Origin of the sequence: Pseudomonas lyxosi (assembly GCF_047758685.1) — a bacterium.
GTDB classification, from domain to species: Bacteria; Pseudomonadota; Gammaproteobacteria; order Pseudomonadales; family Pseudomonadaceae; genus Aquipseudomonas; species Aquipseudomonas lyxosi.
Window position 1 is genome coordinate 3,147,173 of the sequence record NZ_CP180481.1, and the last position, 19,431, is coordinate 3,166,603.

18 protein-coding genes are annotated in these 19,431 nt (G+C 59.9%); 16 read left to right on the plus strand and 2 right to left on the minus strand.

From position 1 onward, the window contains the following. The first annotated feature begins 52 nt into the window (after positions 1–52). Genes ACMXYI_RS14500 through ACMXYI_RS14515 form a run of 4 tightly spaced genes read left to right on the plus strand, consistent with a single transcriptional unit; the run spans position 53 to position 4,414 of the window. Positions 53–523 (plus strand): (2Fe-2S)-binding protein, encoded by a 471-nt coding sequence (locus ACMXYI_RS14500; RefSeq protein WP_008152370.1) that lies wholly within the window; start codon positions 53–55, stop codon positions 521–523. Further along, positions 520–2,841, plus strand: a complete 2,322-nt coding sequence (locus ACMXYI_RS14505; RefSeq protein ID WP_415773702.1) for a xanthine dehydrogenase family protein molybdopterin-binding subunit — start codon at positions 520–522, stop codon at positions 2,839–2,841. The genes ACMXYI_RS14500 and ACMXYI_RS14505 overlap by 4 nt, the downstream gene beginning before the upstream one ends. Further along, positions 2,841–3,824 (plus strand): XdhC family protein, encoded by a 984-nt coding sequence (locus ACMXYI_RS14510; RefSeq protein ID WP_415773703.1) that lies wholly within the window; start codon positions 2,841–2,843, stop codon positions 3,822–3,824. Before ACMXYI_RS14505 ends, ACMXYI_RS14510 begins: the two co-directional genes overlap by 1 nt. Further along, entirely contained in the window at positions 3,821–4,414 is a 594-nt protein-coding gene (locus tag ACMXYI_RS14515; RefSeq protein WP_415773704.1) for a nucleotidyltransferase family protein, read from the plus strand. Before ACMXYI_RS14510 ends, ACMXYI_RS14515 begins: the two co-directional genes overlap by 4 nt. A 172-nt stretch (positions 4,415–4,586) precedes the next feature. Here the strand turns inward: ACMXYI_RS14515 and rne are convergent, their stop codons facing one another. Further along, complete coding sequence (gene rne, locus ACMXYI_RS14520; protein ID WP_415773705.1) at positions 4,587–7,784, minus strand: ribonuclease E; 3,198 nt, start codon at positions 7,782–7,784, stop codon at positions 4,587–4,589. A 700-nt stretch (positions 7,785–8,484) separates the two neighbouring features. On the opposite strand from rne, the gene rluC reads away from it, so the two are divergent. From rluC to ACMXYI_RS14535, 3 genes are read left to right on the plus strand one after another with little or no spacing between them, the layout of a single operon-like run. After that, the gene (rluC, locus tag ACMXYI_RS14525; RefSeq protein ID WP_282481238.1) at positions 8,485–9,447 is read left to right on the plus strand and encodes a 23S rRNA pseudouridine(955/2504/2580) synthase RluC; all 963 of its coding nucleotides are present in this window, start codon (positions 8,485–8,487) and stop codon (positions 9,445–9,447) included. Further along, positions 9,434–10,096 carry an HAD-IA family hydrolase gene (locus tag ACMXYI_RS14530; RefSeq protein ID WP_415773706.1) on the plus strand — a complete coding sequence of 221 codons (663 nt, stop codon included), beginning with the start codon at positions 9,434–9,436 and terminating at the stop codon, positions 10,094–10,096. Before rluC ends, ACMXYI_RS14530 begins: the two co-directional genes overlap by 14 nt. Before the next feature lie 24 nt (positions 10,097–10,120). Next, positions 10,121–11,110, plus strand: coding sequence for a S49 family peptidase (locus ACMXYI_RS14535; RefSeq protein WP_415773707.1), 990 nt, complete (start codon positions 10,121–10,123; stop codon positions 11,108–11,110). Between the two features lie 190 nt (positions 11,111–11,300). On the opposite strand, the gene ACMXYI_RS14540 is transcribed toward ACMXYI_RS14535, so the two are convergent. Beyond that, on the minus strand, positions 11,301–11,879 hold the full coding sequence (locus ACMXYI_RS14540; protein ID WP_415773708.1) for a Maf family protein: 579 nt from the start codon (positions 11,877–11,879) through the stop codon (positions 11,301–11,303). A 106-nt stretch (positions 11,880–11,985) separates the two neighbouring features. Between ACMXYI_RS14540 and ACMXYI_RS14545 the strand changes: the two genes are divergently transcribed. From ACMXYI_RS14545 to mltG, 9 genes are all read left to right on the plus strand, one after another. Then, positions 11,986–12,513 (plus strand): YceD family protein, encoded by a 528-nt coding sequence (locus ACMXYI_RS14545; protein WP_004371317.1) that lies wholly within the window; start codon positions 11,986–11,988, stop codon positions 12,511–12,513. A 13-nt stretch (positions 12,514–12,526) separates the two neighbouring features. Then, positions 12,527–12,709, plus strand: coding sequence for a 50S ribosomal protein L32 (gene rpmF / locus ACMXYI_RS14550; protein WP_008152339.1), 183 nt, complete (start codon positions 12,527–12,529; stop codon positions 12,707–12,709). 4 nt (positions 12,710–12,713) lie between these two features. Then, entirely contained in the window at positions 12,714–13,724 is a 1,011-nt protein-coding gene (gene plsX, locus ACMXYI_RS14555; RefSeq protein ID WP_082459097.1) for a phosphate acyltransferase PlsX, read from the plus strand. 125 nt (positions 13,725–13,849) lie between these two features. Further along, positions 13,850–14,788 (plus strand): ACP S-malonyltransferase, encoded by a 939-nt coding sequence (fabD, locus tag ACMXYI_RS14560; protein WP_415773709.1) that lies wholly within the window; start codon positions 13,850–13,852, stop codon positions 14,786–14,788. Positions 14,789–14,804: 16 nt separating this feature from the next. After that, positions 14,805–15,548 carry a 3-oxoacyl-ACP reductase FabG gene (fabG, locus tag ACMXYI_RS14565; RefSeq protein WP_095132058.1) on the plus strand — a complete coding sequence of 248 codons (744 nt, stop codon included), beginning with the start codon at positions 14,805–14,807 and terminating at the stop codon, positions 15,546–15,548. 192 nt (positions 15,549–15,740) lie between these two features. Continuing rightward, entirely contained in the window at positions 15,741–15,977 is a 237-nt protein-coding gene (gene acpP, locus ACMXYI_RS14570) for an acyl carrier protein (RefSeq protein WP_003442511.1), read from the plus strand. A 108-nt stretch (positions 15,978–16,085) separates the two neighbouring features. Further along, a complete protein-coding gene (fabF, locus tag ACMXYI_RS14575) occupies positions 16,086–17,330 on the plus strand; it encodes a beta-ketoacyl-ACP synthase II (protein ID WP_415773710.1) in 1,245 nt (414 codons plus the stop codon). Beyond that, positions 17,330–18,145 carry an aminodeoxychorismate lyase gene (pabC, locus tag ACMXYI_RS14580; RefSeq protein WP_415773711.1) on the plus strand — a complete coding sequence of 272 codons (816 nt, stop codon included), beginning with the start codon at positions 17,330–17,332 and terminating at the stop codon, positions 18,143–18,145. Before fabF ends, pabC begins: the two co-directional genes overlap by 1 nt. A gap of 3 nt (positions 18,146–18,148) precedes the next feature. Beyond that, the gene (gene mltG, locus ACMXYI_RS14585; RefSeq protein WP_415773712.1) at positions 18,149–19,414 is read left to right on the plus strand and encodes an endolytic transglycosylase MltG; all 1,266 of its coding nucleotides are present in this window, start codon (positions 18,149–18,151) and stop codon (positions 19,412–19,414) included. Positions 19,415–19,431 lie beyond the last annotated feature (17 nt).

Consider the following 19,431-nt stretch of genomic DNA (forward strand, 5'->3'; position numbering starts at 1 on the left):
CCCTGGCGGCAGATTGCTCGACCCCATAACCAATAACTATGCGGGCGTGCCCATGATTACCCTGAAGCTCAATGGTCAAGACCATCAACTCGATGTCACCGAGGACATGCCGCTGCTCTGGGCAATCCGCGACGTGGCCGGTTACAACGGCACCAAATTCGGCTGCGGCATGGGCCTGTGCGGCGCCTGCACCATTCATATCGAAGGCGCCCCGGCGCGCAGTTGCATCACGCCGATCGGTTCGGTGGTCGGCCAGAACGTCACCACCATCGATAACCTGCACGCCGACCCGGTCGGGCAAGTCGTCCAGCAAGCCTGGCTCGACACTGCCGTGGCCCAGTGCGGTTTCTGTCAGGGCGGGCAGATCATGTCCGCCACGGCGCTGCTCAAAACCAACCCGAACCCCAGCGACGAACAGATCGAAGAGGCGATGGTCGGCAATATTTGCCGTTGCGGCACCTACAACCGCATCAAGACCGCCATCCGCCAGGCATCCACTCACCTGAAGGAGGCCAAGGCATGAGCCAGTTACCGAATGATTTCGCGCTGAGCAACCTCAGTCGCCGCGGTTTCCTCAAAGGCGTTGGTGCCACCAGTGCGTTGGTTCTGGTGGCGAGCTGGGGCTGGCAAGACGCTTTTGCTGCCGAGAAAGAGCAGAAATTCGGCGCCGATGGCATGCCCAACGGCTGGATCGATGATCCGAAGGTTTACGTCAGCATCGCCGCCGACGGCATGGTGACCGTGGTCTGCAACCGTTCGGAAATGGGCCAGGGTGTGCGCACCAGCCTGACGATGGTGGTGGCCGATGAACTGGAAGCCGACTGGGCGATGATGAAGGTGCAACAGGCGCCGGGCGACGAAGTGCGCTTCGGCAACCAGGACACCGATGGTTCGCGCAGCATGCGCCACTGGTACGAGCCGATGCGTCGCTGCGGTGCTGCCGCGCGAACCATGCTTGAACAAGCCGCTGCCGAACAGTGGAAAGTGCCGGTCAGCGAATGCCATGCGCAACAGCATAAAGTCATCCATAAACCGTCCGGTCGTGAACTGGGTTATGGCGCATTGGCCGCCGCTGCCGGTGCGCTGGCGGTACCGGCGCGTGACAGCCTGCGACTCAAGCAGCCGTCGGAATTTCGCTACATCGGCAAGGAAGGCACCAAGGCCATCGACGGTGCCGACATCGTCAATGGCCGCGCCATTTACGGTGCAGACGTACATTTCGACGGCATGCTCTACGCCACCATTGCACGTCCTGCGGTGTACGGCGGCAAGGTCAAGTCCGTCGACTCCAGCGCCGCGATAAAAGTCCCGGGCGTGATCAAGGTCGTGCAGATCGAAGGCCATCCGTTGCCGTCGGAGTTTCAGCCGTTGGGCGGCGTGGCCGTGGTCGCCAGTAATACCTGGGCGGCGATCAAGGGCCGCGAAGCGCTGAAAATCGAGTGGGACGATGGCCCCAACGCCAGTTACGACTCGATTGCCTACCGCAAGGAAATTGAGGCTGCATCCCTCAAACCCGGCAAAGTGGTGCGCAATACCGGCAACATCGACGAGGCTATGGGTAGCGCCGACAGCACCCTGGAAGCGTCTTATTACCTGCCGCACCTCACGCAGGCGCCGATGGAACCGATGGTCGCCATCGCCCGCTTCAAGGACGGTGTGTGCGAAGCCTGGGCCCCGAGCCAGGCACCCCAAGTCTCCCGCGAACGAATTGGCGAACGCCTCGGCATTCCGTTCGATAACGTCACCTTCAATGTCACCTTGCTGGGCGGCGGTTTCGGTCGTAAATCCAAACCGGACTTCATCATCGAAGCGGCCATCCTTGCCAAGGAATTCCCCGGCAAGGCAGTGCGGGTGCAATGGACCCGTGAAGACGACATCCACTGTTCCTATTTCCATACGGTGTCGGCCGAGTACCTGAAAGCCAGCCTGAACAAGGACGGCCTGCCGTCCGGCTGGTTGCACCGCACCGTGGCACCGAGCATCACCGCGTTGTTCGCGCCGGGCATGAACCACGAGGCGGCCTTCGAGCTGGGCATGGGCTTTACCAACATGGCGTACGCGATTCCTAACGTGCGTCTGGAAAACCCGGAAGCGGCGATTCACACCCGGGTCGGCTGGTATCGCTCGGTGTCGAACATTCCTCACGGTTTTGCGATTCAGAGCTTTGTCGATGAACTGGCGCACAAGGCCGGCCAGGACCCGCTCAAGTACCAGATCAAATTGCTCGGCCCGGACCGGCAGATCGATCCGCGCACCTTGAGTGAAGAGTGGAACTACGGCGAGTCCCCCGAGCGTTATCCGATCGACACGGCGCGGATGCGTACGGTGTTGGAAACCGCTGCGAAAGCTGCCGGCTGGGGCCGCGAGTTGCCCAAGGGCCGAGGCCTGGGGCTGGCGGTGCATTACAGCTTCGTAACTTATGTGGCGGCGGTGATAGAGGTTGAAGTCAAAGACGACGGCACGCTGATCGTACACAAGGCCGACATCGCGGTGGATTGCGGTCCGCAGATCAACCCCGAGCGGATTCGCGCACAGTTCGAAGGCGCCTGCGTGATGGGCCTGGGCAACGCAGTGCTGGGGGAAATCAGCTTCAAGGACGGCAAGGTCCAGCAGGACAACTTCCACATGTACGAAGTGGCGCGCATGTCGCTGGCGCCGAAGGACGTTGCGGTTCATCTGGTCACACCGCCAGGCAATGTGCCATTGGGCGGTGTTGGTGAACCAGGCGTGCCTCCGATTGCGCCAGCACTGTGCAACGCAATCTTTGCCGCCACCGGTAAGCGCATCCGCAACCTGCCGGTTCGCTATCAGCTGCAAGGTTGGCAGAAGGCGCAGGCCTGATGGACAGCGTCGATCTGAATGTCCTGCGCAGCGTGCTCGAATGGCGCCGCGCCGGTCAGCGGGTGGTGTTGTACAGCGTGGTCCAGACCTGGGGCACTGCGCCTCGGGCACCTGGCGCCATGCTGGCGTTGCGTGAAGACGGCGTGGTGATTGGCTCGGTGTCCGGTGGTTGCGTCGAAGACGATTTGATTGCCCGGCTGCACGATGGTCGTATTCCCGCCGATGGGCCACCGGTGCAGTTGATCACTTACGGCGTCACCCGTGAGGAGGCGGCACGCTTCGGTTTGCCGTGCGGCGGCACTTTGCGCCTGACTGAGGAGCGGGTGGGCGATCCGGACTGGGTCGCTGAGTTGCTGGCGCGCTGCGAGGCGCATGAGATTGTTGCTCGCTCGCTTGATCTCACGACCGGTGAAGTGGTTCTGCAACCGGCAGACAAGACTGATGTGCTGACATTCGATGGCAATACGTTGCGGGCCATTTACGGTCCGCGTTGGCGGCTGTTGCTGATCGGTGCGGGGCAGTTGTCCCGGTATGTCGCCGAGATGGCTCGTTTGCTGGATTTCGAAGTGCTGATCTGCGATCCGCGCACCGAGTTCGTTTACGGCTGGGAAGAGCAGCACGGGCGATTTGTCTCAGGCATGCCCGATGAAGCGGTGCTCAGCATCCAGACTGACGAGCGTACGGCCATCGTCGCGCTGACCCACGATCCTCGACTCGATGACATGGCGCTACTGACGGCGCTGGATTCCAGGGCGTTTTATGTCGGTGCGCTGGGTTCACGGGTTAACAGCTTGAAGCGCCGGGACAATCTGGCTCAGCTAGGCTTGTCACAAGAGGCTATCTCTCGGCTGCACGGCCCGATCGGTTTGCACATTGGCAGCCACACACCGGCGGAAATCGCCTTGTCGCTGCTGGCCGAAATCGTGGCGATCAAGAATGGCGTCGAACTGAAGCAGAAGAAGCCGTTGCAGGAGGTGGTATGAGCGAACCCATCGGCGTCATCGTTTTGGCGGCGGGGCAGGGCAGTCGGTTTCGACAGGAGGCCGGTGCCGAGAAGGACAAGCTGGTGGCGGATTGCACGGGCCGCGAGGGTGCTGTTCATTCGATGATCGAGCAAGTGCTGGTGAATTTGCCGGCTTCCCTTGAGAAGCGCGTCCTGGTGACCACTGTTGATCGACCACAAGTGATCCGCATGGCCAAGGCCTATGGCTGCGAGATTGTGCTTATCGAATCGACCGGCATGGGCGACAGCATCGTGGCCGGGGTGGCGGCGTGTCCGCAGCTCGGCGGTTGGCTGATTGTGCTGGGGGATATGCCGTTCATCCTTCCAGCGAGTATTGAACGTGTGATGGCGGAGATTGCTGATGATGCTGTCAGTGTTCCGGTGCATCAAGGCGAGTATGGGCATCCGGTGGGATTTGGGCGCAGCTTTGGTCCGGCGTTGATGGCGTTGTCCGGTGATCGAGGGGCCAAGGCGTTGTTTGCGCAGGCGAGGGTGGTCGAGGTGGTTGTGGACGATCCCGGAGTGTTGTGGGATGTGGATGTGCCTGAGAAGTTGATCTACCCGCAATGATCGTACCCACGCTCTGCGTGGGAATGCAGCCCGGGACGCTCCGCGTCCCTCTCGAGAGTTGGAACGCGGAGCGTCCGTTGAGGCATTCCCACGCGGAGCGTGGGAACGATCGGATAGACATAAAAAAGCCCCGCCTTGATCACCAGGCGGGACTTTTTAGTGGCCGATGGAATCAGACGAGAGGTTTAGGCTCGTGTTCTTTTTCCAGGGCTTGCTCGTGTTGCTGTACCGCTTCCTGAACGGAGCGCGGTGCTTCGTCGATCACTGATTCAGCGGGTTCGGCTGCAGCGACTTCAGCAGCCGGGGCAGGTGCTGCCTCGACGACTTCAGCGACAACCGGTGCAGCTTCGACAGCAGCCGGAGCAGCAGCGGCAGCCAGTTCGGCTTCTTTCTGCAGACGCTCGGCTTCACGCTTGCGACGACGCACTTCACGTGGATCGTTCGGCGCACGGCCGCTTGGCGTCAGGGCGCTGACAGAGGCGGCTTCGACTTCCGGTGCAGCCACTTCGGTAACAACCGGCGCTTCAACCACCGGAGCAGGCTCGGCAGCAGCAACCACTGGCTCGGACACCATGGCCTCGGCTTCTGGCGCTTCGGCGGCGGCTGGCTCGGCAACCCAGTTGAACGCGGTTTGTTCTTCGCGGACTTCACGGACAGCTTCGGTCACTGTTTCGCTGGCTGTTTCGACAACCGGTTCTGCGGCAACCACTGGCTCAGCGGCAGCTTCAACTACAGGCTGTGCTTCACGAACCGGGGCGACTTCGATTTCCGGAGCGGCGGTCGCTTCGACCGGGGTCGTTGCTTCAACCACTGGCGCTTCCACTGGAGCAGTTTCCAGGGTGGCGGCAGTCGCGCGTTCGGCTTGCTCGTTAGCCTGTGCTTCGGCTGGAGCGCTGATCACGGTGCTGGCAACGGCTGCGGTAACAGCCAGACCGGCGGCCAGATCGGCAGCGCTTGGCGCTTCGTTGGTTTCGGCAGCTTCGTTACCTTCGGCGGACTCGGATTCGTCCGAACCTTCGATCACGTTGCCGTTGGCATCGCGTTGACGCTCGCGACGGTTGCTGCGACGACGCTGGCCACGGGAGCGGCGGCGTGGACGATCGCCTTCGGCGCCTTCCTGACCGTCTTCCTGCAGTTGCTCTTCGTTGGTAACCAGCTCTTCTTCAGCTACTGCGGCAGCGGCTTGCTCGGCACGTGGCTGGCGTTCTTCACGCGGTGGGCGTGGAGCACGTTCTTCACGTGGCTGGCGAGCTGGACGCTCTTCAACGGTAGCAGCGGCGGCCGGAGCGGCATCCAGAGGCTCACGCAGTTCACGAACCGGACGCTCTTCACGATCACCGCGTGGCTTGCGATCTTCGCGAGGAGCGCGCGGTGCACGTTCTTCACCGCGCGGTGCACGTTCTTCACGAGGGGCACGTGGAGCGCGTTCTTCGCGGGCTACTACTGCTGGAGTTTCTTCGCGGGCTTCGCGTGGCTCACGCGGTGCGCGCTCTTCACGCGGTGCACGTTCCTCACGAGGCTTGCGTTCTTCATCGCGGCGACCGTTACGGTTGCGGCTCTGCTGACGACCGTTGCGACGCTCTTCGTTGCGGGCCGGACGCTCGGTGGTTGCTGGTTTTTCAACTACAACCGGAGTAACTGGCTCTTCCTTGGTCGCGAACAGGCTGACCAGCGACTTCACCAGGCCTTTGAACAGGCTTGGCTCAGGCGCGGCGGCCGGTGCGGCAACAGGTGCGGCAGCGACGACTTCGGTTGGAACCGGAGCGTTGGCGCGGGCCGGAGCAGTCTTGACCGCGGCTTCCTGGCGAACCAGGGTGCGGGTCGCAGCGGCTGGCTGGACTTCTTCGACTTCGGCAGCGGCAGCGGCGATTTCGTAGCTGGACTGGCCGACCGCGGCTTCCGGGCTGTCATCGCGCAGACGCTGAACTTCGAAGTGCGGCGTTTCGAGGTGATCGTTCGGCAGAATGACGATGCGGGCACGGGTGCGCAGTTCGATCTTGGTGATCGAGTTGCGTTTTTCGTTGAGCAGGAACGCGGCGACCGGGATCGGCACTTGTGCGCGAACTTCGGCAGTGCGGTCTTTCAGGGCTTCTTCTTCGATCAAGCGCAGGATCGCCAGCGACAGCGATTCAACGTCACGGATGATGCCGGTGCCGTTGCAACGCGGGCAAACGATGCCACTGCTTTCGCCCAGCGATGGACGCAGGCGCTGACGGGACATTTCCAGCAGGCCGAAGCGCGAGATGCGACCGACTTGCACGCGAGCGCGGTCGGCTTCCAGGCATTCGCGGACTTTCTCTTCCACGGCGCGCTGGTTCTTGGCAGGGGTCATGTCGATGAAGTCGATGACGATCAGGCCGCCGATGTCGCGCAAGCGCAACTGACGGGCGATTTCTTCGGCGGCTTCAAGGTTGGTCTGCAAAGCGGTTTCTTCGATGTCGCTGCCTTTGGTGGCGCGCGCCGAGTTGATGTCGATGGACACCAGGGCTTCGGTCGGATCGATAACGATGGAGCCGCCGGAAGGCAGTTCAACGACGCGCTGGAAAGCGGTCTCGATCTGGCTTTCGATCTGGAAACGGTTGAACAGCGGAACGCTGTCTTCGTACAGCTTGATCTTGCTGGCGTACTGCGGCATTACCTGGCGAATGAAGGTCAGGGCTTCGTCCTGGGCTTCAACGCTGTCGATCAGCACTTCGCCGATATCCTGGCGCAGGTAATCGCGGATGGCGCGGATGATCACGTTGCTTTCCTGGTAGATCAGGAACGGCGCGGAACGATCCAGCGAGGCTTCTTTGATAGCGGTCCAGAGTTGCAGCAGGTAATCGAGGTCCCACTGCATTTCTTCGCTGCTGCGGCCCAGGCCGGCAGTGCGAACGATCAGACCCATGTCGGCTGGGGCAACCAGGCCGTTCAAGGCTTCACGCAGTTCGTTGCGCTCTTCACCTTCGATGCGACGGGAGATACCGCCGGCACGCGGGTTGTTTGGCATCAGAACCAGGTAACGACCGGCCAGGCTGATGAAAGTGGTCAGGGCTGCGCCCTTGTTGCCACGTTCTTCTTTTTCGACCTGAACGATGACTTCCTGGCCTTCGCTCAGGACGTCCTTGATGTTGACGCGGCCTTCGGGGGCTTTCTTGAAGTATTCGCGGGAGATTTCTTTGAGGGGCAGGAAGCCGTGGCGCTCAGAGCCGAAATCGACAAAGGCAGCCTCAAGGCTTGGTTCGATGCGAGTAATCCGGCCTTTATAGATGTTGGCCTTTTTCTGCTCGCGTGCACCGGATTCGATGTCCAGGTCGTAGAGGCGCTGGCCATCTACCAGTGCAACACGCAACTCTTCGGGTTGAGTTGCGTTAATCAGCATTCTTTTCATGTAGTACCGTCGGTTTCCGGGCTGCCGGAAACGGCGTTCGGCACACACGACTTCTCATGGTCGGTGTCAGGTGCGTCAGGAGTGGTTGGACACTCCAGTGTCTAGCGAACCCCGACCAATTGGGCCGGCGTCGCGACGTACGCGTCCTGCTTGCTGTGGCTACTTAAGCACTCAGTCAGGAGGAGGAATCAACCAGCGGCTGTGGACGAGATGAAGCGTCTTGATAAAGCCTATTGCTACACAGTCCAGCGGTTGTGCATCTCCACCCTACACGTATCCCTGATAATTCGGGTGCTGCCGCGCGCAGAATCCGCAGCGGGTTGGCATTTACCGTGAGCTCCGAAAGGGGAGGTCACGCATCATGGCTAATTTAGGCGTTGTTTCCGAAGCGTTCGCTCGGGGTTGTTCGTAGCTGACTGCACTTTGTGAACTGGCCGTGAATATTTGCTCGCAAGGCGAGTGAAAACTCTGCTTTGCGGCATGCTTCAGGCCTCATGTCACCTGCGCTCGTTACAACTGCAAACTCTACCGTTTCGTAGCGAAAGCCCCGTAGGACGGCCTCTCGTCCTCGTGAATTGCGTTGGTCAGGGCCGGTTTTTGACCGTTAGTCCGCTGTCCAGGCCACTTTTGGCGGCGTTCGCGACTATAGCAGCAATGATTAAGTGCTTCAATTCCATAAAAAATTGTTATCATCCGCGCCATGACGACTACTGCCCCTTCGACCCCAGCCGTACAACTGCTGGAGGTCTCGCCGGAATATGCCGGCCAACGTATTGATAACTTCCTTCTCGCTCGGCTCAAAGGCGTGCCCAAGACTTTGATTTACCGCATTTTGCGCAAAGGCGAAGTGCGAGTGAACAAAGGTCGGATCAAGCCCGAATACAAGCTGCAGGCGGGCGATATCGTGCGCGTGCCACCGGTTCGCGTGCCTGAGCGCGACGAGCCGGTGCCGCTGGCACAAGGCCTGCTCCAGCGCCTCGAAGCCTCGATTGTCTTCGAAGACAAGGCGTTGATCGTGATCAACAAGCCTTGCGGCATCGCGGTTCACGGTGGCAGCGGCCTGACTTACGGCGTGATCGAAGCCTTTCGTCAGTTGCGTCCCGATTGCAAGGAGCTCGAACTGGTTCACCGTCTCGACCGTGACACCTCCGGCCTGCTGATGATCGCGAAGAAGCGCAGCATGCTGCGTCACTTGCACACGGCATTGCGCGGCGATGGCGTCGATAAGCGCTACATGGCGCTGGTTCGCGGCAACTGGGCGGCCTCGATCAAGCAAGTCCGGGCGTCGCTCGGCAAGAGCAATCTGCGCTCCGGCGAGCGTATGGTCGAGGTCGACGAGGAGGAGGGCAAGGAGTCCGTGACCGTGTTCAAGGTCCTGCGTCGTTTTGGCGACTTTGCCACCCTGATCGAAGCCAAGCCGATTACCGGCCGGACTCACCAGATCCGCGTCCACACCTTGCACGCCGGGCATTGCATTGCCGGTGACACCAAGTACGGCGATGAAGGCTTCAGCAAAGAGATTCGTGAGCTGGGCGGAAAGCGCCTGTTCCTGCACGCCTACATGCTGACTGTGCCGCTGCCGGATGGTGGTGAGCTGAAGCTGCAGGCACCGGTCGACGAGATGTGGGCCAAAACCGTGGAGCGCCTGAGTGCACCCATCTGATTACAAGCTGCTGATTTTCGATTGGGACGGCACTCTCGCTGACTCCATTGGTCGGATTGTCGAGTCGATGCATGTCGCGTCCGAGCGATCCGGATTTCAGTTGCGCGATGATTTTGCTGTCAAAGGCATCATCGGTCTGGGTCTGCCGGAAGCGATTCGCACGTTGTATCCGCAAATCGGCGACGACGAATTGGTAGCCTTCCGTCAGCACTATGCTGATCACTACATCGCCTCGGAGGCTGTTCCTTCGCCGTTGTTCGAGGGTGTGGTCGAGTCGATGGAAGCGTTTCGTTCTGAGGGGTATCGCTTGGCGGTCGCGACCGGCAAGGCCCGTCGCGGGCTGGATCGGGTGCTGAAGTCTCACGGCTGGGAAGATTATTTCGATGTCACCCGCGCGGCCGACGAAACCGCCAGCAAACCCCATCCGCTGATGCTTGAGCAGATCCTCGCTCACTGCGAGGTTCGCCCGGAGCAGGCGCTGATGGTGGGCGATTCGTCCTTTGACTTGCAGATGGCGCGCAACGCTGGCATGGATTCGGTGGCCGTCAGCTATGGCGCGCAATCGATCGAAGCGTTGAAGTTGTTCGAGCCGGCACTGGCCATTGATCGTTTTTCAGAATTGCATGCCTGGCTGAGTCAGCGGGCTTAACAGGTTTTTGCTGGGGTAGATGTCATGACCGACGAATGGAAAGCGCCCGCCAAGTCGAGCGCAGAGAGCGGTGACGAGAAAAGCTGGAAGCTGCTGGAAAAAACCCTGCTGGCCAGCGTGCAGGAGCAGCGGCGGTCCCGTCGCTGGGGGATTTTCTTCAAGCTGCTGACCTTTGTGTACCTGTTTGGCGCGTTGCTCCTGTTCACGCCGCTGATGGACATGGAAAAAGCTGCCACCCGTAGTGGCAACTACACCGCACTGATCGATGTGACCGGCATGATCGCCGACAAGGAGCCTGCCAGCGCTGACAACATCGTCGGCAGCCTGCGTGCAGCGTTCGAGGACGAGAAGGTCAAAGGTGTCATCCTGCGAATCAACAGTCCGGGCGGCAGTCCGGTGCAGTCGGGCTACGTCTATGACGAGATCCGCCGTTTGCGCGGCCTGCATCCGGACACCAAGCTTTACGCGGTGATCTCGGATTTGGGCGCTTCCGGTGCTTACTACATCGCCAGCGCGGCTGATCAGATTTACGCCGACAAGGCGAGCCTGGTGGGTTCCATTGGTGTGACGGCCGCCGGATATGGCTTTGTCGGGACGATGGAAAAGCTGGGTGTCGAGCGTCGCACTTACACCTCCGGCGAGCACAAATCGTTCCTTGATCCGTTCCAGCCGCAGAAGCCTGAAGAAACTCAGTTCTGGCAGGGCGTGCTCGATACCACTCATCAGCAGTTCATCAACAGCGTCAAGAAGGGTCGTGGCGACCGCCTCAAGGACAAGGAGCATCCGGAGCTGTTCTCCGGGTTGGTCTGGTCCGGCGAGCAGGCTCTGCCGCTGGGCCTGATCGATGGTCTGGGGAATGCCAGTTCGGTGGCGCGTGATGTGATCGGCGAGAAAGAGCTAGTGGACTTCACAGTTCAGGAATCGCCGTTCGATCGCTTCTCGAAAAAGCTCGGTGCCAGCGTGGCTGAGCATCTGGCGATGTGGATGGGCTTCCAGGGGCCTTCATTGCGCTGATCTCCTTCGGCATAAAAAAACCGGCCCAAGTGGCCGGTTTTTTAATGTTTGCGCGGTCTCTGTAGCAGCTGGCGAAGCCTGCGTTCGCAAATCCGGATTACGCGGTTTATCTGAAAGGTTGCGGCTTATGGTTTGGCGAGCGCTGCGCACTCGAACGCAGGCTTCGCCAGCTGCTACACACGTTCGGTGCTCAGGGGATCTGCACGCCTTCGGCCAGCAACATGTCCACCAGGCGAATCAGTGGCAGGCCGATCAGGCTGGTGGCGTCAGGGCCTTCGGTGCTTTGAAACAGGCTCACCCCCAAACCTTCGGCTTTGAAGCTGCCAGCGCAGTCGTAGGGCTGTTCCGCGCGCAGGTAGCGTTCGATGCGTGCGGTGTCGAGTGTGCGCATGTGTACGGTGAACGGCACGCAGTCGACCTGGCATTCACCGGTCTGGCTGTTGAGCAGGGCCAGGCCGGTGAGGAAGGTCACGCTGGCACCGCTCGAAGCCAACAATTGTTCGCGGGCCTTTTCGAAGGTGTGCGGTTTGCCGATAATCCGCTCGCCAAGCACCGCGACCTGATCGGAGCCGATAATCAGATGAGCGGGATGATCGCCGGCCAGCGCACGTGCTTTTTCCTCGGCGAGGCGCTTGACCAGCTCGATGGCGGACTCGCCCGGACGATGGCTTTCGTCGATATCCGGCGAGCTGCAGATAAACGGCAGCTGCAAGCGGGCCAGCAATTCCCGGCGATAAACCGAGCTTGAAGCGAGTAATAAAGGCAGCATGCGCATCTCCAGAAGACAGGCGCGAATTCTAGCGGAGGCTTGCAAGTGACGGACAGGGCTGAATTTCCTTTGACATGGCTGGGGGCATCCCTATAATGCTGCGCCTATGTTGAATGACCCGATTCCACCTCACGTTGACCCGCGCAAATTGGCTGATCGTGGCACCACCCTTCAAGGTGAACTGCTGCTGGCCGATTTGGAGAGACTCTGCGACCCGCTTTCCGACACTGTCGGTACGGTGCAGGCTAAATTCGTTTTTGAACGAGATGAACGTAAGTCTGTGGTAATCCACAGTTTTATCGACACCGAAGTCAAAATGGTTTGCCAGCGTTGTCTTGAGCTGGTCACCCTGCCGATCCATAGCGAATGCAGTTATGCTGTGGTGAAGGAGGGTGCGAATACCCAGTCGTTGCCGAAAGGTTATGACGTGCTGGAACTGGGCGAAGATCCTTTGGATCTGCAGTCACTGATCGAGGAGGAGCTTCTGCTCGCCTTGCCCATTGTGCCTGCTCATCATCCGGAAGAATGCCAGCAGCCGGCGGGTCTCGATGAGCCCGAACCGAGCGAGGACGAGGTAACGCGGTCCAACCCGTTCAGTGTATTGGCGCAGTTAAAGCGTGACCCAAACGTTTAGGAGTTAATCAATTATGGCTGTTCAGCAGAACAAAAAATCCCGCTCTGCCCGTGACATGCGTCGTTCGCACGACGCCCTGACGGCAAGCACTCTGTCTGTAGAAAAAACCACCGGTGAAATTCACCTGCGTCACCACGTATCGCCAGAAGGCGTATACCGTGGCCGTAAAGTGATCGACAAGGGCGCTGACGAGTAATCACTTGTCTGCTCAAGTCATCGCGATTGACGCAATGGGCGGGGACTTCGGTCCCCGCAGCATTGTTCAGGCCAGCCTTGCTTGTCTGTCTGCTACGCCCTCGCTGCACCTGACCCTCGTCGGTCAACCCTCCCTACTTGAAGAATTGCTCTCTGGCCAATCGGCTGTGGATCGCTCGCGTCTGTCGATTGCTCCGGCGTCCGAAGTCATCACCATGGACGAAAAACCTGCACAGGCCCTGCGCGGCAAGCCCGACTCGTCGATGCGCGTGGCGCTGGAGTTGCTGCGCGATGGCAAGGTGCAGGCTTGTGTCAGTGCCGGTAATACCGGTGCGCTGATGGCGTTGTCGCGGTTTGTGCTCAAGACCTTGCCGGGCATTGATCGGCCGGCGATGGTGGCGGCGATTCCGACGCAGAAAGGCTACTGTCAGTTGCTCGACCTCGGTGCCAATGTCGATTGCAGCGCCGAGCATCTGTTGCAGTTCGCTGTGATGGGGTCGGTGGCGGCGGAAACCCTGGGCATCGTTCGCCCGCGAGTGGCGCTGCTGAACATCGGTACTGAAGACATCAAGGGCAACCAGCAGGTCAAGCTGGCGGCCACCTTGTTGCAGAGTGCTCGCGGCATCAACTACATCGGTTTTGTCGAAGGTGACGGTGTGTACCGTGGCGAGGCGGATGTGGTGGTATGTGACGGTTTTGTCGGCAATATCCTGCTCAAGTCCAGCGAAGGCCTGGCGACCATGATTGCCGGGCGCATCGAGGCCTTGTTCAAGAAAAACCTTGCGTCGAAAGTGGTCGGTGCTCTGGCATTGCCGCTGATGAAGCGCTTGCAAGCCGATCTGGCGCCTGCGCGACATAACGGCGCAAGCTTCCTTGGTTTGCAGGGGATTGTGGTGAAAAGCCATGGTTCGGCGGGGGTTCAGGGCTTCCAGAGTGCGATTCAGCGTGCCTTGATCGAGATCCAGGAAAACCTGCCGGAACGCATTCACGGTCGCCTGGAGGATTTGTTGCTTTAGGCGTTTTCGTCGGACAATGCTTAAATGTGACCGCTCAGTTCAATTTGCCATCCAACTGTCAGTTTCTTGCGTCCCCCAAGCGGGACGTCAATTCTCCGACGACAAGATCATTAGGGGCTTGTTACATGTCTGCTTCCCTCGCATTCGTCTTTCCGGGACAGGGTTCGCAGTCCCTCGGCATGCTGGCCGAGTTGGGCGCGCAACATCCGGTTGTCCTCGAAACATTCAAAGAAGCTTCCGATGCTCTGGGTTACGACCTGTGGGCACTGACCCAGCAAGGGCCGGAAGAGCAACTCAATCAAACCGATAAAACCCAGCCGGCCATTCTGACCGCCTCGATTGCCTTGTGGCGTCTGTGGCTGGCTGAAGGCGGCGCGCGTCCGGCGTATGTTGCCGGTCACAGCCTGGGCGAATACAGCGCCCTGGTCGCTGCGGGCAGCCTGAGCCTGGGCGACGCGGTGAAGCTGGTTGAGCGCCGTGGTCAGTTGATGCAGGAAGCCGTTCCGGCCGGGCAAGGTGGCATGGCTGCCATTCTCGGTCTGGAAGATGCTGATGTGCTGGCTGCCTGTGCCGAAGCGGCGCAAGGCGATGTGGTCAGTGCGGTCAACTTCAACTCCCCTGGCCAGGTGGTCATCGCCGGTGCCAAGGCAGCGGTCGAGCGCGCCATCGAAGGCTGCAAGGCCCGTGGTGCCAAGCGCGCCATGCCATTGCCGGTCAGCGTGCCGTCACATTGCGAGCTGATGCGTCCGGCAGCCGAACGTTTCGCCGAGTCGATCGCTGCGATCGACTGGCAGGCGCCGCAGATCCCGGTGGTTCAGAACGTCAGCGCCAATGTGCCGGCCGATCTGGAAACCCTCAAGCGCGATCTGCTTGAGCAGCTTTACAAGCCTGTACGCTGGGTCGAATCGGTTCAGGCGCTGGCCGCCAAAGGTGCTACCCAGTTGGTCGAATGCGGCCCTGGCAAAGTGCTGGCTGGCCTGAACAAGCGTTGCGCCGAAGGCGTGTCGACATCCAACCTCAATACCCCCGACGCCTTCGCTGCCGCTCGCGCAGCGCTGGCCTGAATCAGGAGAAGCCTGCATGAGTCTGCAAGGTAAAGTTGCACTGGTCACTGGCGCGAGCCGCGGTATCGGCCAGGCTATCGCCCTGGAACTGGGTCGTCAGGGCGCCATCGTTATCGGCACCGCGACGTCTGCCTCGGGTGCCGAGCGCATTGCGGCAACCCTGAAGGAAAACGGGATTCAAGGCACTGGCCTGGAACTCAATGTCACCAGCGACGAATCCGTTGCTGCAGTACTGGCGAGCATTACATCGCAGTTCGGTGCGCCGGCGATCCTGGTCAACAATGCCGGTATCACCCGCGATAATCTGATGATGCGCATGAAAAATGACGAATGGCATGACGTCGTCGATACTAACCTGAACAGTCTGTTCCGCCTGTCCAAGGGCGTTTTGCGCGGTATGACCAAAGCCCGTTGGGGGCGAATTATCAGTATTGGCTCTGTTGTGGGTGCCATGGGCAACGCAGGCCAAGTAAACTACGCAGCCGCCAAGGCCGGTCTGGAAGGTTTCAGCCGTTCATTGGCGCGTGAAGTCGGTTCGCGTTCGATTACGGTAAACTCGGTGGCCCCTGGGTTCATCGACACCGATATGACCCGCGAACTGCCCGAGGCGCAGCGTGAAGCCTTGCAGACGCAGATTCCGCTGGGCCGTTTGGGGCAAGCTCAAGAGATCGCGTCTGTGGTCGCTTTTCTTGCATCCGACGGTGCGGCTTACGTTACTGGGGCTACAATCCCGGTGAACGGCGGGATGTACATGAGTTAAATGTGACGGATCGCTTCAAAAAAATGTCATACGAGCTGTCTAAAATCCGTTATAAAGCTGCAATCTATTTTATAGGCAGAGGGTCGTCGGGTTTGAGGAGTGAAGCTTTCAGTTGAAAAACTGAAAAGTCTTTCTATACACTTACCCACTGGCCAGCTGCCTGAATTTGTCCATTAGGAGTGAAAACAAGGTATGAGCACCATCGAAGAGCGCGTCAAGAAAATCGTTGCTGAGCAACTGGGCGTTAAAGAAGAAGAAGTGGTCAACACTGCTTCCTTCGTTGAAGACCTGGGTGCCGACTCCCTTGACACCGTTGAGCTGGTGATGGCTCTGGAAGAGGAATTCGAGACCGAAATCCCTGACGAAGAAGCTGAGAAGATCACTACTGTACAAGCTGCAATCGATTACGTTACTAACCACCAGGCTTAATAGCTTGTAATCGTTGCTTGCTGTCATGGAAAAACCGCACTGCCATCACGGCGTGCGGTTTTTTCTTTAGGCCTGATGCAAAGTCGTCATTTGAAAAAGGAGAGTGCTGTGTCGCGTAGACGCGTCGTAGTCACCGGTATGGGTATGTTGTCGCCACTGGGCACGGATGTGCCGAGCAGTTGGCAGGGCATTCTGGCTGGCCGCAGTGGCATTGGTCTGATCGAACACACCGACCTTTCTGCCTATTCCACCCGTTTTGGCGGCTCGGTAAAGGGCTTCAATGTCGAGGAATACCTGTCGGTCAAGGAAGCTCGCAAGCTCGACCTGTTCATTCAATACGGTCTGGCCGCAGGTTTTCAGGCAGTTCGTAACTCAGGTCTGGAAGTCACCGACGCCAACCGTGAGCGCATCGGCGTGGCCATGGGGTCGGGTATTGGCGGACTGACCAATATCGAAGAAACCAGCCGCACGCTGCATGATTCCGGCCCACGACGGATTTCTCCGTTTTTCGTGCCTGGCTCGATCATCAATATGATTTCCGGTTTCCTGTCCATCCATCTGGGCGCACAGGGACCTAACTACGCCATCGCCACCGCGTGTACCACCGGTACGCACTGCATCGGCATGGCGGCACGCAACATCATGTACGACGAAGCCGACGTGATGATTGCCGGCGGCGCTGAAATGGCGGCTTGCGGTCTGGGCATGGGCGGCTTCGGTGCCTCCCGCGCGCTGTCGACCCGCAACGACGAACCGACCCGCGCCAGCCGTCCTTGGGACAAGGGCCGTGATGGCTTCGTGCTGTCCGACGGTGCCGGCGCTCTGGTTCTGGAAGAACTGGAACACGCCAAGGCCCGTGGTGCGACCATCTATGCCGAGCTGATCGGCTTTGGTACCAGTGGCGATGCCTACCACATGACTTCGCCTCCGGCCGATGGCGCGGGTGCTGCACGTTGCATTACCAATGCGCTGCGCGATGCCAGGATCAATGGCGATCAGGTTCAGTACATCAACGCCCACGGCACTTCGACGTCGGCCGGCGATCTTGCCGAAGCCTGTGCGATCAAGTCGGTGTTCGGCGATCACGCTTACAAACTGGCGGTCAGTTCGACCAAGTCCATGACCGGTCACCTGTTGGGTGCGGCGGGCGCGGTCGAGGCGATCTTCAGTGTGCTGGCGATCAACAGCCAGGTAGCGCCGCCGACCATCAACCTTGATGAGCCGGACGAAGGTTGCGACCTCGATTTCGTACCGCATACCGCGCGCAATATGAATATCGATGTGGTGTTGTCCAACTCCTTCGGGTTTGGTGGCACCAACGGCTCGCTGGTGTTCCGCCGGTTCGCTGACTGATGGACAGCTGGGTCGACGGTCAGCCGGCTGACGCTTTGTCGCTGAAGGATCGCGGCCTGGCTTACGGTGATGGTCTGTTCGAGACCATTGCCGTGCGTGGCGGGCAACCGTTGCTGCTGGACCGACATCTGGCGCGTCTGGCCGATGGCTGTTCACGCCTGGCGATCACTGCCGATCATGAGTTGATCCGCAGTGAGCTGGTGGCCTATGCCAGCGCACTGGGTAAGGGCGTGCTCAAGCTCATCATCACCCGCGGCGACAGTCTGCGCGGTTACGCCCCCGATCCCTCGGCTCAGGCCCGACGTATTCTGCAAGGCAATCCACCCGTTGCTTATCCTGCCGTTCATGGCGAGCAGGGCGTTCGCCTGTTCCCTTGTGCGACACGACTGTCCAGGCAGCCTCTGCTCGCCGGACTCAAGCACCTGAACCGTCTTGAGCAGGTCATCGCCCGCTCCGAATGGCAAGACACCGATCATGCCGAAGGCTTGATGCTCGATCAGGCCGGGCGCGTCATTGAAGGCGTGTTCAGCAATCTGTTCCTGATCCGCGATGGCGTGCTGATCACCGCTGATTTGAAGCGCTGCGGCGTGGCCGGCGTGATGCGTGCCGAATTATTGTTTCAAGCCGAGTCATTGGGGATCCCCACCCAAATCACCGACATCACCCTCGATCAGCTGCAATGGGCTGATGAAGTCTTTGTCTGCAACAGCGTGTATGGCGTTTGGCCGGTGCGCGCCTATGCCGCGCTGAGCTGGCCGGTTGGTCCGCTCACCCGTAAACTCCAAACCATTGCCCGCGCGCTACTGGATGCTTGATACGTGAGACGTAAATTCTTGCTGCTGCTGGAAACCGGATTGGTTCTGGCAGGGCTGTGTCTGGGCGCTTCCGCCTGGAAAATCCATTCGGCGCTGGAACAGCCGCTGAACATCACTCAGGAAGAGCTGCTGGAAGTGCCCAAAGGCACGACACCGACCCGCACCTTCTATCGACTCGAAGCCGATGGCGTCATCAAGGACGCTTTCTGGCTGCGGGTGTATTGGCGCTTCAATCTCGCCAAACAACCGTTGCACAAGGGCGAGTACCGCATGCAGCCCGGCATGACCGTCGAAGGACTGATTGACCTGTGGAAACGCGGGGAAATGGTTCAGTACAGCCTGACCCTGGTCGAGGGCTGGAATTTCCATCAGGTGCGCGCTGCTCTGGCCAAGGATGAAAAACTCGAAAAGACCCTCGACGGTTTGAGTGATAGCGAGGTGATGGACAAACTCGGCCACAGCGGGATTTTTCCGGAAGGGCGATTCTTCCCTGACACCTATCGCTTCGTGCGTGGCATGACCGATGTCGAGCTGCTGAAAAAAGCCTACGACCGCCTCGACGAAGTCCTTGCCAAGGAATGGAGCCAGCGCGCCGCTGACGTGCCGTACACCGAGCCCTATCAGGCACTGATCATGGCCTCGCTGGTGGAGAAGGAAACCGGCGTGCCGCAGGAGCGCGGGCAAATCGCTGGCGTGTTTGTACGGCGCATGGAAATGGGCATGTTGTTGCAGACGGATCCGACCGTGATCTACGGCCTCGGTGATCGTTACAACGGCAAATTGACTCGCGCCCATCTCAAGGAATCGACGCCGTACAACACCTACATGATTTCGGGACTGCCGCCGACCCCGATCGCCATGGTCGGCCGCGAAGCGATTCATGCAGCGCTGAATCCGGTGGCTGGCAATAGCCTCTATTTCGTTGCTCGTGGTGATGGCAGCCACGTGTTCTCCGATGATCTGGACGCGCACAATAACGCTGTGCGTGAGTTCCAGATCAAGCGCCGTGCCGACTACCGCTCCAGCCCGGCGCCGGCTACGGCGCCAGAGGCGACGGATGAGCAGGCACCGATTCCGGCTGCTTCGCCCGACACAGCCCCCGAGGCTTTACCGCAAGTGCCGCCGCAAGAGCCTGCTCAGGCGGCGCCACCAGAGCCGCCAGCGCCTGCCCCGTCGCCCTCACCGGAGCCGGCGCAAGAACCCGCTCAAGAACCCGCAGTTGCACCCGCGCCCGAACCGGATGCACCCGCGCCGCAAAGCCCGCAATGACTCTGACTAAGGACTGC